General features: G+C 61.3%; 13 protein-coding genes. 7 read left to right on the forward strand and 6 right to left on the reverse strand.

Annotated elements, in window-relative coordinates:
- Positions 1 to 159 precede the first annotated feature (159 nt).
- The gene (locus tag J1W56_RS07130) at positions 160 to 1,035 is read right to left on the reverse strand and encodes an NAD(P)H-binding protein (RefSeq protein WP_223612625.1); all 876 of its coding nucleotides are present in this window, start codon (positions 1,033 to 1,035) and stop codon (positions 160 to 162) included.
- Between the two features lie 218 nt (positions 1,036 to 1,253).
- Between J1W56_RS07130 and J1W56_RS07135 the strand changes: the two genes are divergently transcribed.
- Positions 1,254 to 1,601 (forward strand): ArsR/SmtB family transcription factor, encoded by a 348-nt coding sequence (locus J1W56_RS07135; protein WP_223612626.1) that lies wholly within the window; start codon positions 1,254 to 1,256, stop codon positions 1,599 to 1,601.
- 46 nt (positions 1,602 to 1,647) lie between these two features.
- Here J1W56_RS07135 and carB read toward each other — a convergent pair whose 3' ends face one another.
- On the reverse strand, positions 1,648 to 5,130 hold the full coding sequence (gene carB / locus J1W56_RS07140; RefSeq protein WP_223612627.1) for a carbamoyl-phosphate synthase large subunit: 3,483 nt from the start codon (positions 5,128 to 5,130) through the stop codon (positions 1,648 to 1,650).
- 369 nt (positions 5,131 to 5,499) lie between these two features.
- Here carB and ypfJ point away from each other — a divergent pair, with 369 nt between their 5' ends.
- Positions 5,500 to 6,444, forward strand: a complete 945-nt coding sequence (ypfJ, locus tag J1W56_RS07145; RefSeq protein WP_223612628.1) for a KPN_02809 family neutral zinc metallopeptidase — start codon at positions 5,500 to 5,502, stop codon at positions 6,442 to 6,444.
- A 173-nt stretch (positions 6,445 to 6,617) separates the two neighbouring features.
- Here the strand turns inward: ypfJ and J1W56_RS07150 are convergent, their stop codons facing one another.
- On the reverse strand, positions 6,618 to 7,340 hold the full coding sequence (locus tag J1W56_RS07150; protein WP_223612629.1) for an aspartate/glutamate racemase family protein: 723 nt from the start codon (positions 7,338 to 7,340) through the stop codon (positions 6,618 to 6,620).
- Positions 7,341 to 7,486: 146 nt separating this feature from the next.
- On the opposite strand from J1W56_RS07150, the gene J1W56_RS07155 reads away from it, so the two are divergent.
- The 3 genes from J1W56_RS07155 to J1W56_RS07165 all read left to right on the forward strand — a co-directional run bounded on the left by J1W56_RS07155 (position 7,487) and on the right by J1W56_RS07165 (position 10,344).
- On the forward strand, positions 7,487 to 7,951 hold the full coding sequence (locus tag J1W56_RS07155; protein ID WP_223612630.1) for an Lrp/AsnC family transcriptional regulator: 465 nt from the start codon (positions 7,487 to 7,489) through the stop codon (positions 7,949 to 7,951).
- 160 nt (positions 7,952 to 8,111) lie between these two features.
- The gene (locus J1W56_RS07160; protein WP_223612631.1) at positions 8,112 to 9,368 is read left to right on the forward strand and encodes a TCR/Tet family MFS transporter; all 1,257 of its coding nucleotides are present in this window, start codon (positions 8,112 to 8,114) and stop codon (positions 9,366 to 9,368) included.
- Between the two features lie 55 nt (positions 9,369 to 9,423).
- Positions 9,424 to 10,344, forward strand: a complete 921-nt coding sequence (locus J1W56_RS07165) for an aldo/keto reductase (RefSeq protein WP_223612632.1) — start codon at positions 9,424 to 9,426, stop codon at positions 10,342 to 10,344.
- Here the strand turns inward: J1W56_RS07165 and carA are convergent, their stop codons facing one another.
- A complete protein-coding gene (carA, locus tag J1W56_RS07170; protein ID WP_223612633.1) occupies positions 10,345 to 11,583 on the reverse strand; it encodes a glutamine-hydrolyzing carbamoyl-phosphate synthase small subunit in 1,239 nt (412 codons plus the stop codon).
- 283 nt (positions 11,584 to 11,866) lie between these two features.
- Here carA and J1W56_RS07175 point away from each other — a divergent pair, with 283 nt between their 5' ends.
- The gene (locus tag J1W56_RS07175; protein WP_223612634.1) at positions 11,867 to 12,316 is read left to right on the forward strand and encodes a GatB/YqeY domain-containing protein; all 450 of its coding nucleotides are present in this window, start codon (positions 11,867 to 11,869) and stop codon (positions 12,314 to 12,316) included.
- Positions 12,317 to 12,359: 43 nt separating this feature from the next.
- Here the strand turns inward: J1W56_RS07175 and J1W56_RS07180 are convergent, their stop codons facing one another.
- Positions 12,360 to 13,577 carry an MFS transporter gene (locus tag J1W56_RS07180; protein WP_223612635.1) on the reverse strand — a complete coding sequence of 406 codons (1,218 nt, stop codon included), beginning with the start codon at positions 13,575 to 13,577 and terminating at the stop codon, positions 12,360 to 12,362.
- A gap of 120 nt (positions 13,578 to 13,697) precedes the next feature.
- Between J1W56_RS07180 and J1W56_RS07185 the strand changes: the two genes are divergently transcribed.
- Positions 13,698 to 14,318, forward strand: a complete 621-nt coding sequence (locus J1W56_RS07185; protein WP_223612636.1) for a TetR/AcrR family transcriptional regulator — start codon at positions 13,698 to 13,700, stop codon at positions 14,316 to 14,318.
- 350 nt (positions 14,319 to 14,668) lie between these two features.
- On the opposite strand, the gene J1W56_RS07190 is transcribed toward J1W56_RS07185, so the two are convergent.
- Entirely contained in the window at positions 14,669 to 16,339 is a 1,671-nt protein-coding gene (locus J1W56_RS07190; RefSeq protein ID WP_223612637.1) for a Na/Pi cotransporter family protein, read from the reverse strand.
- Between the last annotated feature and the right edge of the window lie 160 nt (positions 16,340 to 16,499).

Raw genomic sequence — 16,499 nt, forward strand, 5'->3', positions numbered from 1 at the left:
CGTGGTTCGACAAGCTCACCATGAGGGACTTGGGCAGATTGCAGGGAACCAGTTCTGCGACGTATCAGATTGGCCTTGCACCAAACCACCTCCCTCATGGTGAGCTTGTCGAACCACGCACCACACACGCGCCAAATAACATGCGGCCTTGCCATTGCCTCACATGAACAGCGGGGCATGCTCCTTGACCCAGTGGCTGAAGCGGCGGGGCGGGCGGCCGATGACCTGCTGGACGCTTCCGGTGACGGCACGCCCTTCCGGCGGCGGATTGCTGTTCCACGCCACCACATAGTCGATGACGTCTTCGCCAATGCCGAGTTCGCGCATGGATTGCCGCGTGTGCTCCTCGCTCACCTCGACATAGCGGATCGGCTTGCCCGTCACCGCGCTGATCGCCTTGATCTTGTCCGGTATGGTCAGGACTTCGCAGCCCGTCAGCTTGAGGGTCTTGCGGGCATGGCCGCCATGGCTGAGAATCCGGGCGGCGACCGCTGCCACATCCGCCTCGTGGATGAGGGTTCTTGCCGTGCTGCCATAGGGCTCGCGCACGATATTGGCCGACTTGATGTTCTTGATCCAGCCAAGCGTGTTGGACATGAGATCGACGGGCTGCAGGATGGTCCATTCCAGATCGCTCGCCCTGACGGCCTCCTCGACGCTTCCGGCCCGCCCGTCGCTGAGCACGCTGATGCGCTGCACGCCCTCCCAGCGCGCCAGCTGGACAATCTCGGCGCCGTTGTCGAGAGGCGTGTAATCGTCGCCGCCGATGGTGATGAGATGCATGCCGGCCACGCCAGCAAGCGCCCGTTCGAATGTTTCCGGCCGCGTCAGGTCGCCCTCGACCACCTCGACGCCGGCAGGCAGATTGGCGCGCTGCGCATCGCGGGTGAGCGCCCGCACGAGATAGCCGTTTTCCAGCAGTTCATTGACGACGTGCCGGCCGACATTGCCCGTCGCGCCTGTCACAAGAAACCGTTTTGCCTGAAACAGCCGGAGAAACTGTGCGTCTGTAAGTCGTTCGATATCGGTCAACATGCGTGCTCCTGAGTGGATGGATTCCGGGCGGAGTGAAGCTTATAAAACCTCAACTTAAGTTGAGGTCAATCGCGGATGCAGGTCATTTTGTCCAAGCTCCGGCGGGTCTGGTTTCCGCTCTTTGCTGCCGTTACCATCGGCGTGCCGAATCTTGACAAGGCCCGGGCTTTGCAATATTAAACTATTTAGTTATTTAACCCAATGGTAATATAAAAAATATGACGCCTGACCGTCTCAGTGGCATTCTGGCAGCGCTCGCCGATCCGACGCGGCGCGCCATTCTGGCGCGGCTTGCCGAAGGTGAAACCTCCGTCACCGAACTGGCGGCGCCGTTCGATATGAGCATGCCTGCGGTTTCAAAGCATCTGAAGGTTCTGGAGCGGGCCGGGCTGATTGCCCGCGGCCGCGCCGCGCAGTGGCGCCCCTGCCGCCTGGAAGCCGGGCCGTTGCGCGAAGTGTCGGACTGGCTCGACCATTACCGGCGTTTCTGGGACGAGAGCCTCGACCGGCTCGAGGATTATCTGCAGGCACTGCAGAAGGGCGATCCTGAGGGAACGCCCAACTGAGCGAGGGAAAATCCGGTCACGGCATGGGCCGCGACCGGAGCAATTGTCAGAAATAATCCTGCAGCGGCCGCACTTCGAGCGAGCCTGCCTTGAGCGCCGCAATGGCTTCGGCCACCGCATCGGCACCCGACAGGGTGGTGTAGTAAGGCACCTTCTGCATCAGCGTGGCGCGGCGCAGCGATTTTGAGTCCGAGATCGCCTTGGCGCTGTCGGTGGTGTTGAATACCAGCTGCACCTGCCGGTTGCGGATGGCGTCCTCGACATGCGGACGGCCTTCCTGGACCTTGTTGATCTTCTGCGCGGCAACGCCGTTTTCCGCGAGGAAACGCGCCGTGCCGCCGGTCGCCAGGACCTTGAAGCCAAGATCCGCCAGCCGCTTGACCGGCGCAAGAATGCGCTGCTTGTCCTCGTCGCGCACCGAGACGAACAGGGTGCCGTCACGCGGCAGGTCGACACCGGCGCCGAGCTGCGCCTTGGCAAAGGCCAGCGCATAGTCGTAGTCGAGGCCCATCACTTCGCCGGTCGAGCGCATTTCCGGTCCGAGCAGGATGTCGACGCCGGGGAAACGGGCGAAGGGGAAGACGGCTTCCTTGACGGCGATGTGCTTGCGCGCGGTGCCGGATGGCTTGCCGCCATAATTGGCCAGCGCCTCGTCCAGCGTTTCGCCCGCCATGATGCGCGCGGCGATCTTGGCGATCGGCTTGCCGATGGTCTTGGCAACGAAGGGTACCGTGCGCGAGGCGCGCGGGTTGACTTCAAGCACATAGATCGTGCCGTCCTTGATGGCGTACTGCACGTTCATCAGGCCGACAACGTTGAGGGATTTTGCCAGCGCGGCGGTTTCTGCCTCGAGCTGGGCCACGATGTCAGCCGAAAGCGAATGCACCGGCAGCGAGCAGGCGCTGTCGCCCGAGTGAATGCCGGCTTCCTCGATATGTTCCATGATGCCGCAAACCCAGGTGTTCTTGCCGTCACACAGGCAATCCACATCGACTTCGATGGCTTCGCTGAGATAACGGTCGAACAATAGCGGGTTTTTGCCGAGCAGGGTGTTGATCTGGCCGGTCTTGTCGTTCGGATATTTCTGCTTGATGTCTTCCGGCACGAGTTCGGGAACCGTGTCGAGCAGATAGCTCTGCAGGGCGCGCTCGTCATGGATGATCTGCATGGCGCGGCCGCCCAGGACATAGGACGGGCGCACCACCAGCGGGAAGCCGAGTTCACCGGCAATGGTGCGGGCCTGTTCGACGGAATAGGCGATACCGTTCTTCGGCTGCGTCAGGTCGAGCTTGATCAAGAGCTTCTGGAAGCGGTCGCGATCCTCAGCCAGATCGATGGCATCCGGCGAGGTGCCGAGGATTGGGATTCCGGCTTTCTCCAGCGCATCGGCGAGCTTGAGCGGTGTCTGGCCGCCGAACTGGACGATGACGCCGTGCAGTGTCCCGGCGGTCTGTTCGGCGCGCAGGATTTCCAGCACGTCTTCGGCGGTCAGCGGTTCGAAGTACAACCGGTCCGAGGTGTCATAGTCCGTCGATACCGTCTCGGGGTTGCAGTTGATCATGATGGCTTCGTAACCGGCATCGCGCAGGGCGAACGCCGCATGGCAGCAGCAATAATCGAACTCGATGCCCTGGCCGATACGGTTGGGGCCACCGCCGAGGATGACGACCTTCTTACGGTCCGAAACCTGGGCTTCCGAGGCGAGAGCACCGGCGAAAGGCACTTCATAGGTCGAGTACATATAGGCGGTCGGCGAGGCGAACTCGGCCGCGCAGGTATCGATGCGCTTGAAAACGGGATGCACGTCGAGCTTCTTGCGCAGCTTGACCACCTCGTTGGGGTCGACCTTGGCCAGGCTGGCGAGACGGGCATCGGAGAAGCCCATACCCTTCAGCATGCGCAGGTTCTGCGCGTCCTGCGGCAGGCCGTGCTCGCGCACGCGCTCTTCCGTGGCGATGATTTCCGCCATCTGCTGCAGGAACCATGGATCGATCTTGCAGCCTTCATGCACTTCCTCGACGGAAAGGCCGAGGCGCAGCGCCTGGGCCACCATGCGCAGGCGGTCCGGCGTCGGCGTGCCGATGGCGGCGCGGATGGCATTGTTGTCGCTGCCTTCGCCAAGGCCGGGAATGGCGATTTCATCGAGACCGGTGAGACCGGTTTCAAGACCGCGCAGCGCCTTCTGCAGCGATTCCTTGAAGGTGCGGCCGATGGCCATGACTTCGCCGACGGATTTCATCGCCGTTGTCAGCGTCGGTTCGGCGCCGGGGAATTTCTCGAAGGCAAAGCGCGGGATCTTGGTCACGACATAGTCGATGGACGGTTCGAACGAGGCCGGGGTCGCGCCGCCGGTGATGTCGTTTTCCAACTCGTCCAGCGTGTAGCCGACGGCGAGCTTGGCCGCGATCTTGGCGATGGGAAAGCCGGTTGCCTTGGAGGCCAGCGCCGAGGAGCGCGACACGCGCGGGTTCATTTCAATGACGATCAGGCGGCCGTTTTCCGGATTGACGGCGAACTGCACGTTCGATCCGCCGGTCTCGACGCCGATCTCGCGCAGCACCGCAATCGAGGCGTTGCGCATGATCTGGTATTCCTTGTCCGTCAGGGTCAAGGCCGGGGCAACGGTGATCGAATCGCCGGTATGGACGCCCATCGGATCGATGTTCTCGATGGAGCAGATGATGATGCAGTTGTCCGCCTTGTCGCGGACGACCTCCATTTCATATTCCTTCCAGCCGAGAACCGATTCCTCGATCAGCACTTCGGTGGTCGGCGAGGCATCGAGACCGCTGCCGATGATCTCGTAGAATTCGGTGCGGTTATAGGCAATGCCGCCGCCGGTGCCGCCCATGGTGAAGGAGGGGCGGATGATGGCGGGCAGGCCGACATGGTCGAGCGCCGCACCGGCCATGCCGAGCGCGTGCGAGACGTAGCGCTGCTTGCGGTCGCCTTCGCCCAGCTGCCATTCGGTTTCCAGCTTGTCGAGCGCCGCATCAAGTTCGGCGCCGGAATATTTGGCCTTGACGACTTCGCGCTGCTCCTTGTGCAGGCGGCGGTCGAGGTTTTTCACGTCGGTCGCATTGGCCAGCATGGATTTGGGTGTTTCCAGGCCGATCTTGGCCATCGCCTCGCGGAACAGCGCGCGGTCCTCCGCCTTGTCGATGGCTTCGGCATTGGCGCCGATCATTTCGACATTGTAACGTTCGAGCACGCCCATGCGGCGCAGCGACAGGGCGGTGTTCAGCGCGGTCTGGCCGCCCATGGTCGGCAGCAGGGCGTCCGGACGCTCCTTGGCGATGATCTTGGCGACGACTTCCGGGGTGATCGGCTCGATGTAGGTGGCATCGGCCAGTTCCGGATCGGTCATGATGGTGGCCGGGTTGGAATTGACGAGGATGACGCGGTAGCCTTCCTCCTTCAGGGCCTTGCAGGCCTGCGTGCCGGAATAATCGAACTCACATGCCTGACCGATGATGATCGGTCCTGCGCCGATGATCAGAATAGATTTGATGTCGGTGCGTTTTGGCATGGCTTCTTCCTATCAACAGCGTGCTGCACAAAAAACCGCACGGACTTGACCGTACGGGCAGACACAAAATTCCTAATGCGAGGCTAAGGCTGCCTTATAGGCAAAGCGATCGGATTACGTAACCCCAAAAACGCGCAAATCCATGCTTTTTCGCCGCAGTTTCGTGGAGATCGGGCATGAGGCGGTGCTTTATGTCTATCCGGGTCTGAAACAGGCGGATCACCCTGCATTATTCAGTCATGAAAATTGATTGGGAATCCATTGCAGCCACCAGTTGAAAATAGCATCGTGCATGGAACAAATAAGGAGCTATACTGTTGATGTGCAACATATCAGCGGCATGGCCGAGGGTTCATCTGGAGGTGGGTAATGCGCTGGCAAGGCGGTAGGCAAAGTGACAATGTTGAGGACCGCCGCACCGATGGTGACGATGGCGGCACTCCCGGCGGCATGGGCAATGGCGGCGGCTTCCGCTTTCCCAGCGGCGGCGGCATACAGTCCGTGCGCGGCGGCGGCATATCCGGTATCCTTGTCCTTGCGGCCATTTTCCTGTTCCTGAAATTCTGCACCAATATCGATCCGATGCAGATTCTGGTGGATGGCGGCATGATGGATCAATCGTCGCCGGGACAAAGCCAGAGCCAGTCGCCCGCCTCGCGCCCGACGGCGCAGGCCAATGACCAGATGACGCAGTTCGTCAAGACGGTTCTGGCCGAGACCGAGGATGTCTGGAGCGGCATTTTCCAGGCGGAGGGCAAGCAGTATCCGCCGCCCACTCTGGTGCTGTTTAATGGACAGACCCGTTCGGCCTGCGGTTCCGCCAGTGCGGCCACCGGACCGTTCTATTGTCCGGGCGACCGCAAGGTCTATATCGATCTGAATTTTTACAACGAGCTGGACAAGAAGTTCGGCGCGTCGGGCGACTTTGCCCAGGCCTATGTGCTTGCCCATGAAGTGGGTCACCACGTGCAGAACCTGATCGGCGTCCTGCCGAAGTTCAACCAGATGCGCCAGAACATGAGCGAGGCCGACGCCAATGCCATGTCCGTGCGGGTCGAACTGCAGGCGGATTGCTTTGCCGGTATCTGGGGGCATTTCACCCAGCAGAAGGGTATTCTGGAAGCGGGCGACCTGGAGGAAGCGCTGAATGCCGCCAAGCAGATCGGCGATGACACCCTGCAGCGCAAGATGCAGGGCTATGTGGTTCCCGAAAGCTTCAACCACGGCACCTCTGCCCAGCGCAGCTCATGGTTCAAGCGCGGCTTCGACAGCGGCAAGCTCGACAGCTGCGACACGTTCAGCGGCGCGATCTGATAAGACGCGCGCTGCACGACAAATTGTGCGTGGTTCGACAAGCTCACCATGAGGGAGGTTGAGAGTTGCAGGGAGCCTTATTCCGCTACGTTCGCGATTGGCATGCAGCCAACCCACTTCCCTCATGGTGAGCTTGTCGAACCACGCACCTGCAAGCCTGAAATCACAAGAGGCTAAACGGCGGTCCGCTGATCCGTGAAATCCCGTCCCAGCGCCAGCGATACGGCGGCCTCGGAATGGATCGTGGTCGAATCGAACACCGGCAGGGCGACATTGTCATCGGTGAGGGAGAGGCAGATTTCGGTGCAGCCGAGAATGACGCAGTCGGCTCCGGCTTCCTTGCCGCGCACGATGATCTTTTCCAGCGCCTGGCGGGACTCTTCCTTCACGATGCCGCAGCAGAGTTCGTCAAAGATCACCGCGTGGACTTTTGCCCGGTCGATTTCATTGGGAACCATAACCTCGATGCCGAATGCATCGCGCATATAGTCGGCATAAAACCCGTGTTCCATGGTGTAGCGCGTCGCCAGCAGCAGCGGACGTTGCATGCCGGCGGCGGCTAGCACCCGGCCGGTTTCCTGCCGGATGTCGATCAGCGGAATGCTGACGGAACCTGCAACCTCGTTGGCAACGAGATGCATGGTGTTGGTGCAGATGAGAACGCAGTCGGCGCCGGCCGCTTCAAGCCGCTTGGCCGCATCCGACAAAAGCGCCGCGGCATCGTCCCAGCGGTTGCTTTTCTGCAGGGCGACGACTTCGGAGAAATCCAGCGACTGCAAGGCCACCTTGGCGGAGGCAAGGCCGCCCAGCCGGGCGCGGACGGCTTCATTGATCTGCCGGTAATAGACGGCCGTGCTTTCCCAGCTCATACCGCCAATCAGCCCAATCGTGCGCATTCTCATTCTCCCATTGAAGTCATTGCGGGAATAATAATTCAGATGCCGCGCGAACGGTTCGCAAAGTTTGCGGAATAAACCTGTCTCCCTGCAAAAGATTGGCGTATATTCCGGCTGAAACGCCGAAATATTGCGTGGGAATGGATATGCTCGACCATCGTGACCGGAAAATCCTGGATTTGCTGCAAGCAGATTCGTCCATCGCCGTGTCGGATCTGGCTGACCGGGTCAGCCTGTCCGTCTCCGCCTGTTCCCGCCGCATCCAGCGTCTGGAGGAAGAGGGCTATATCGCCCGCCGCGTCGTTCTGCTCGACCGGCCGGTGATGGGGCTGCCGACGACGATGTTCGTCATTGTCCGCACCGCGCGCCATTCCGCCGACTGGCTGGAGCAGTTCCGCGCCGCGATCATCGATATCCCTGAAATCGTCGAAGTGCACCGGATGACCGGCACCTTCGACTATATTCTCAAGCTCGTTCTCCCGCGCGTCGAAGCCTATGACGGCATCTACAAGGCGCTGGTGGAAAAGGTCGAGTTTTTCGACATATCCGCTTCGGTTTCCATGGAGACGCTGAAGGCAACCACCGCCCTGCCGACCCGTTATGCCAGGTAGGGATGTGGCAGCATATGTCAGGAGATATTGTTTCCAGAGCATAATCGGCAAGCATTTTCCCCGATTTTCTGATCATGTTCACGTATTGTTTCGCTCGTGGAAATCGATTATGAGCATTTTCCGGATCAATTTCGTTCCGGAACGCCAAAAGTGAGTTTCGATGATTGATCCTGTCCTTGCCAAGCGCGGGCTGACTCTTGTCTTTGTCATGCTCCTTATGGATGTCATCGGCATCGCGATCATCGTGCCGGTCATGCCGGCTTATCTCGAACAGCTGACGGGATCGGATGTCAGTCACGCGGCGATAGATGGTGGCTGGCTGCTGTTCGTCTATGCCGCCATGCAGTTCGTTTTTGCCCCGCTGATCGGCAATCTGAGCGACCGTTTCGGCCGCCGTCCGGTGCTGCTTGCCTCGGTGTTCACCTTTGCCATCGACAATCTGATCTGCGCGCTCGCAACGAGTTTCGGTATGCTGTTCATCGGCCGCGTGCTGGCGGGCATCAGCGGCGCGAGCTTTTCCACCGCCTCCGCCTATATCGCCGATGTCAGCACGGACGAGAACCGCGCCAAGAATTTCGGCCTTCTCGGCATTGCCTTCGGCGTCGGCTTTATCCTCGGTCCGATCATCGGCGGCCTGCTCGGCGAGTTCGGTCCGCGCGTGCCGTTCTTCGGTGCGGCGCTGATCGCCTTCCTGAATTTTCTCGTGGCCTATTTCTTCCTGCCGGAAACGCTTGAAACGAAGAACCGCCGGACGTTCGACTGGAAGCGCGCCAATCCGCTCGGCGCTCTCAAACAGATGCGCGGCCACCGGGGAATTCTGTGGATCGGTCTCGTCTTCTTCATGCTCACCCTTGGCCACATGGCCTATCCCTCGGTTTGGTCGTTCGTCAGCGCCTATCGCTATGACTGGAACCAGCGGGATATCGGCCTGTCGCTCGGCGTGTTCGGCATGGGCGGCGCGCTGGTCATGGGTTTCATCCTGCCGCGCGTCGTCGCCCGCTTCGGCGAGTGGCGCACGGCAGTGATCGGGCTGGTTTTCACGGCGCTCGGTTTCTTCGGCTATGCCGCGGCGTGGCAGGGCTGGATGGTCTATGCGGTCATCGTCGCGACCTGCCTGGAAAGCCTGGCGGATCCAGCCATGCGCAGCATCGCCGCCGCCAAGGTTCCGCCGTCGGAGCAGGGCGAATTGCAGGGCGCGATGACCAGTCTGTTCAGCATCACCAATGTGATCGGCCCGCTGATTTTTACCCAGATCTTTGCGATGTTCACCGCGCCGGCGGCATCGGTCGCCTTCGGCGGCGCCCCCTATGTGCTCGGCGGGCTCTTCGTGGTGATCGCCGTCGCCGTCTTTGTCCTGCGGGTGGAAAAACCTGGCATTGCCGCGCATGAGCCGCTGGAACAGGCGGCAGCTATTTGATTGGCTTTCCCTTTGCGCTATGCAACGGGTCCCACCCGCCGAAACGAGGTTTTCCATGTCCGCCCAAAAACGTATCCCGCTCAATTCCGAAGGTCTGTCGCTGTCCCGGCTGGTGCTGGGCGCCTGGCGGCTGCTCGACCAGGGCGCAAAGCCGGCGCCGGCCGAGGTGGTGCGCCTGATCGATGAGGCGATTGCGCTTGGCCTGACCAGTTTCGACCACGCCGATATCTACGGCAATTATGGTGTCGAGGCGGCGTTCGGCGCCGGTCTTGCCGGCTGGAGCGGCAAGCGCCAGTCGATCGAGCTGATCACCAAATGCGATATCATGCTGACATCGGACCAGCGCCCGGAAAACCGGGTGAAGCACTACGATACCAGCGCGGCACATATCAAGGCGTCCGTCGACCGTTCGCTGCAGAACCTCAGGACCGATTATATCGATGTGCTGCTGCTGCACCGCCCCGATCCGCTGATGGATGCGGATGACACGGCGGCGGGATTGCAGGCGGTTGTGAAGGCCGGAAAGGTGCGCGCCATCGGCGTGTCGAATTTCACGCCGCCGCAGATCGATCTGCTGGCATCGCGCCTGCCGTTTCCCATTGTGACCAACCAGATCGAGATGTCGGTGACCGCCACGGCGCCGCTCACCGATGGCAGCCTTGATCACGCCCAACGCCTGCGCTATGCGCCGATGATCTGGTCGCCGCTCGGCGGCGGCAGCCTGTTTACCGGCACGGGCGAGCAGGAGCAGCGCGTGCGTGCCGCGTTGCAGGCAGTGGGGGGTGAGCTTGGTGTTGACGATATCTCGGCGATTGCCATTGCCTGGCTGCTGCGCCATCCGGCGCGGCTGGTTCCCGTGCTCGGCAGCCTGAAGCGGGAGCGCCTGGCGAAAATGGTGGCGGCGCTCGATATCACGCTCGAGCGCCAGCAGTGGTTTGCCATCCTGAAAGCCAGTACCGGCCGGGATGTGGCCTGATCAGGCAGCCTGATCGCGCTCGGGCAGCGGCGCAAGTCCCTGACGGGCGCGGATCAGATTGGCGAAGCGGCGGAACAGGTAGTGCGAGTCCTGCGGGCCGGGCGATGCCTCCGGATGATGCTGTACCGAGAAGATCGACTTGCCGGTGACGCGCAGACCGCAATTGCTGCCGTCGAACAGCGACACGTGGGTTTCTTCCACGCCATCGGGCAGTGAATCCGCATCGACGGCAAAGCCGTGGTTCATCGAAACGATCTCGACTTTGCCGGTGGTGTCGTCGCGCACCGGATGATTGGCGCCGTGATGGCCCTGATGCATCTTCTTGGTGTCACCGCCGAGCGCCAGCGCCAGCATCTGGTGACCGAGGCAGATGCCGAAGACGGGAATGTCGGTCTTGATCAGGTCCTGGATGGCCGGAACCGCATATTTGCCTGTGGCAGCGGGATCGCCGGGGCCGTTTGACAGGAAAATGCCGTCGGGTTTGTGGGCAAGCACGTCTTCCGCCGTCGCCGTTGCTGGGACGATGGTGACTTTGGCACCAAGCCCGGCGATGAGGCGCAGGATATTGCGCTTGATGCCGTAATCGATGGCAACCACGTGGAATTCCGGCGCGGTCTGCTCGTCAAAACCCTCGTTCCACACCCATGGCTTCTCGGTCCAGACCGAGCTTTGGCCTGATGTGACGTCCTTGGCCAGATCGAGGTCGAGCAGGCCGTGCCAGGCCGCAGCGCGTTTGGTCAGGGCAGGGATGTCGAAATTCCCGGCGGGATCGTGGGCGATGACGCCATTGGGCATGCCCTTTTCGCGGATGAGGGCGGTGAGCGCACGGGTATCGACGCCGGCAAGCGCGATCACGCCGCGCGCCTTCAGCCAATCGTCGAGATGTTCGGCGGCGCGGTAGCTCGAGGGTGCCGTGATGTCGGCCTTGAAGATGGCGCCGACGGCACCGGCGCGGTTGGCCGGGGTCAGGTCTTCGATGTCTTCCCGGTTGGTGCCGACATTGCCGATATGGGGGAAGGTGAAGGTGACGATCTGGCCGGCATAGGAGGGGTCGGTGAGGATTTCCTCGTAGCCGGTCAGCGCGGTGTTGAAGCAGACTTCCGCCTCGCAGGCGCCGGTCGCGCCCAGTCCCTTGCCCTCGATCACCGTTCCATCGGCCAGAACCAGCACCGCTGTCGGCTTGAATTCTGTCCAGGCTGCGGTCTTTGCACCTGCGTCTGTCGTTATCGGGGCGGTCATGCGGCACTCCTGCGTGGGCTTGCGTCGTCGTTCTTCATTGGGCATTGAAAAATGCCGTTCGATATTCCATATGACATGGCTGAACGCGGTGGTCGATTGACCTTACCACCGCTGCAACAACCCAAAATGTCTGGCTAGGTCACGGACCATAGAGAAAACCGCGCTTCCGGTCAATTGCGACACGACAACTCTTCGTGGAAATCGGTGTCGAACCGGTCCGCCGCGATGATTGATTTCGTTCGGACCCGCCGGTAGGCTGCGCGGACAACAGGAGAGTAAAGCCATGCGCGATACCATCGCCGGGGCACTGACAACCGCCATCAAGGCACAGGACAAGCGCCGCGTCTCCACGCTGCGCCTGATCATGGCCGCCATTCAGGATCGGGATATTCTCAATCGCGGATCGGGCAAGGACCCGGTCACGGGCGACGAGATCAGCGCGATTCTGGCCAAGATGATCAAGCAGCGCGAGGAATCCGCCAAGCTGTACGAGGACGGCAACCGGCTTGAACTTGCCGAGCAGGAGCGCAGCGAGATCGAGATCATCCGGGGTTTCCTGCCCAAGCAGCTGGGCGACGAGGATATCCGCCAGGCCTGCTCGCAGGTCATCGAGGAAATCGGCGCGGGCGGACTGCGCGACATGGGCAAGTGCATGAATGCGCTGAAGGAAAAATACGCCGGCCAGATGGACTTCACCAAGGCCAGCGGTATCGTCAAGGAAATCCTGCAGTAAGCTGCCGGTTACACAAACTGGTGCCGGATGTGCAGCCGCCGTTTCAGCACTGCGCTGAAACGGCCGTTTCCAGTGGTGCGGGGTCCGACATCCGGGCGTTGCGGTACACCATCACGGCGACCATGAGGGCGGCCAGTCCGGCACCGATGGAGACGCAGAACCCGGACCGGGCGCCGTAGGCGTCGATCACCAGTCCGGACAGGGATGAGCCCAACGCCATTCCGATGCCGATACCCGTCATTGCCCATGTGATGCCCTCGGTGAGTTTGGACGGCGGCACGAGGCGCTCGATCAGCCCCATGGAGATGATGATGGTGGGTGACACGGCAGCACCGGCCAGGAACAGGATCACCGCAAGAATCGGGATACTGGTCACGAAAAGCAGGGGCAGAGTCGTCAGCATGGCCAGCGCGATGGCATAAAGGAACTGTGTTGCCAGCGGCCGCCTGAACTTGAGCGTGCCAAAGACAAGGCCGATGATCAGCGATCCGGCGGCATAGCTGGCCAGAACGACGCTGGCCGCCGCCTTCTGGCCCTGTTCCCCCGCAAAGGCGATGGCCGTCACCTCGGCGGTGCCGAAAATGGCGCCTATGGCTACCAACGTCAGCACGATCCACTGCAGCGGGCGCAGGCGAATGACCGATGTTCCCCTGCTTCTGTCCTGCGCATGAACAGGTGGTTCCGTCGATCTCTGGGCAACGAACAGCAGCGTGCCGACGGTTAGGAACAGCGTTGCCGCCAGCGGACCGGCTTCCGGAAAGAGCGCAACGCTCAGTCCGATCGAGACGATCGGCCCGACCATGTAGACAATTTCATCAACAACTGATTCCAGCGCAAAGGCGGTGTGAAGTTTTGGCGTGTCGCGATAGATCGCGGTCCAGCGTGCCCGCACCATGGCGGATATGCTGGGCATGAAGCCGGCCGATATGGCGAACAGAAACAGCATCCAGCTCGATGCGCCGTAGCGCGCCGACAGCATCAGCGCCGTCAGTGCAAACACCGTGATGACCGTAACGGGCGGAAGAACGCGGCGCTGTCCGTAGCGGTCGATCAGGCGCGAGATTTGCGGGGCGATCAAGGCATTGGACAGGGCAAAGGCGGCCGAAACGGCTCCGGCCAGCCAATAGGTGCCGTGGGTCTGCGAAAGCATGGTGACGATGCCGAGCGTGATCATCGAAACGGGCAGGCGTGCGATCAGGCCGGAGGCGGAGAAGGCGAAACTGCCAGGCGCCTTGAAGATGTCCCGATATGGATTGGTCATGATGAACATTTCCTTGTGCAGCAGGCATATAATGACATACGAGACGTATGTCGATGTAATAGTTGCATACGCGGCGTATGTCAATTAATATACGCAGCGTATGCGAAGGGAATTCACGGGATGCACAGACCCCGGTCTGAAATGATTGCGCAAACGCGGGCCAAGCTGGTTGCCGCCGCGCGAAAGGCTTTTGGCACGGTGGGCTATGCCGATGCGTCCATGGATGACTTCACATCGGCTGTCGGCCTGACGCGCGGCGCCCTGTATCATCATTTTGGCGACAAGAAGGGCCTGCTTGAAGCGGTTGTTGCCGAGATCGATGCGGAAATGGATGCGCGCTTGCTTGCCGTCTCCAGCCGGTCGCAGAGCCAGTGGAAGGGGTTTGTCGACGAATGCACCGCCTATCTGGAGATGGCGCTGGAGCCGGAAATCCAGCGCATCGTGCTGCGCGACGGCCCATCTGTGCTCGGCGACCCCGCCACATGGCCCAACCAGAACAAGTGCATTCTTTCCATGTCGGCCAACCTGAAGCGCTTGAGCGAGGACGGCATCATACGGCCGGGCGATCCCGAGGCGCTGGCACGCTTGCTCAACGGCGCCCTGCTGCATGCGGCGTCGTGGATCGCCAATTCACCCGAACCGGAAGCGACATCGCGGCGGGCGGTGGAAGGCATCAAGGACCTGCTGAACGGCCTGCTGTGCTTTCCCGTCGCCACGCCCGCTTTCGCGTCTGGCCGTTGAAGGGTAGGAATGACGGGCGGTCCCTGGGAACGCGGGTCTTGGGGTATTCTGGTATGCGATGCTTGCGATCCTGGGGACCACCCGCCCCGGCGATTTCAGGTCTTGCCTGTTCTGCCTTGTTTCCTCATCAGAAACGCGCACAGCCTCAGCGCAACCTCCTCGTCCCGCAGGTTTTCCCTGCGGAACGAAGTGCCGGTCCTTTCCCGACTTGCGAAGGTTTCCGGAAGCATTCCCGCCGGAAAGGACAGGGATGAGAATATCTCGGGTTGGGATGTGGTGGATAAGTTTCAGCCCAATTACTTTTCACCCCCCTCCGTCCTGCCGGACAGAGGGGGATGAAGAACAATAAATCAGTTGTTCAGCGCGCGCAGGCGGGTGGTGTTGAGCAGGCCCTGCTCCTCCAGCACCGGATAGGCCATGGCGGCCAGCAGCGAGTTGATCTGCTTCAGATCGCGGATGGTATCGAGGTGGATCGAGCTGGTCTCCAGGCTGCGCAGCGTTCCCTCGCGCAGGCGGCTGAAGTGGCGCTGGCTGCTCTGCTTTTCCAGATCGCGCAGAAGATCCTTTTCCAGCACCAGCTGGTGCGCCATTTCGCTGTCGCGCGACACCAGTACGTTGAACGCCATGCGCGCATTGGTCAGGACCTTTGCGTGGAAATTGCTGAGTTCCAGCCAGCCCTCATCGGTGAATTTCAGCTTGCGGTCCATCTTCTTCTGCACGAGCGCGAGCATGTTGCGCACGATGATGTCGCCGACCTGTTCGAGCTTGACGCAGGCGCCGAGCAGTTCCTGGGCGCGGCTGACTTCCTGCGGCGACAGGGCGCGCGTGGTCAGCTTGGCCAGGTAAAGCTTGATCGCGGCGTGCTTGCGGTCGACCTTGTCATCGAGGCCCGACAATTCGTCGATGCGCGCCTGCTCGGGATTCTCGTAGAGCCCGATGATCCGCTGCAGCATGATTTCCACGGTTTCGCAGACGCGTACGGTCTCGCGGGTGGCATTGGCAAGGGCAAGGCTCGGTGCATCCAGCACGCTTTCATCCAGCGCGCTGAGCTCGGTCTGTTCCAGCGACGGGGCCTGCGGTGCCGGGGCATTGAGCGCGACGATAGCCTTGGTGGCCTTCAGGACAAGGCCCGACAGCGGCACGCCGGCGAGCAGGATGATGATGTTGAAAAGGATATGCGCATGGATGATCTGGTCGGCCGGCGCCGCACCGAGGAAGGCCACCGACGGCTTGAAGGTGAGGTAGGCGATGAGGATGACAAGGGAACCGGCGCCGCGCATCAGCAGGTTGCCCATCGGCACGATCCGGGCCTGCGGCGCGGCATTGCGGGTCAGCAGCGGTGCGATGAAGGACGAGCCGAGATTGACGCCGAACACCATGACGACGCCGAGTTCCGGATCGATCAGCCCGCGCGAGGCAAAGGTGACCAGCAGCAGGATGGCCGCGATGCTGGAATGGAACAGCCAGGTCATCAGCGCCGCCAGCATGAAGGCGGTGACCGGGTCGGTGCTCAGATAGCTGACAATGACAGGCAGGAGGTCGCTGTTGCGCAGCGGCTCGGTGGCCTGGCCGGTCATCTCGAGCGACAGCACGAGAAGGCCGATGCCGACAAGGATGCGGCCGATCTGGCGCCAGTCGCCGCGCTCGGTCGACATGAAGATGACGGTGCCGGCGAGCAGGCACAGAGGCACCAGCAGGGTCAGGTCGAAGCTCAGGATCAGGACGACGAGCGCCGAGCCGACCTCCGCTCCACGCACTGCCATCAGCCCGGAAATGCCGCTGACAATGCCGGAACCGACGAAGGAGCCGACGAGCAGGCTGACGGCCGTCGAACTCTGCAGGGCGATGGAAAGCATCGTACCCCAGAGGACGGCAAGGACGGGATTGTGCAGCACGCCGCGCAGGCTCTGGCGCATGCGTTCGCCATAGGCGCGCTCGACACCGGTGCGAACCATGCGCGTGGCCCACAGCAGAAGGGCCACCGCACCTGCGAGATGCAATAAAACTGTCGAACCGTTCACTTGAGCCAATCCTAACGAGGTGGAAAAATGCGGTATACAACCAGACCAATTCTAGTTGCCAATTATTAAGATAACATATCAATCCAAAAGGGGAAAAAATATGTTCCGGCTAAGAAAAATTATGTCGTTTTTGACAAAGTGTAACAGTTTTATGACAGTC

Source organism: Phyllobacterium calauticae (assembly GCF_019991125.1).
Lineage (GTDB): Bacteria > Pseudomonadota > Alphaproteobacteria > Rhizobiales > Rhizobiaceae > Phyllobacterium > Phyllobacterium calauticae.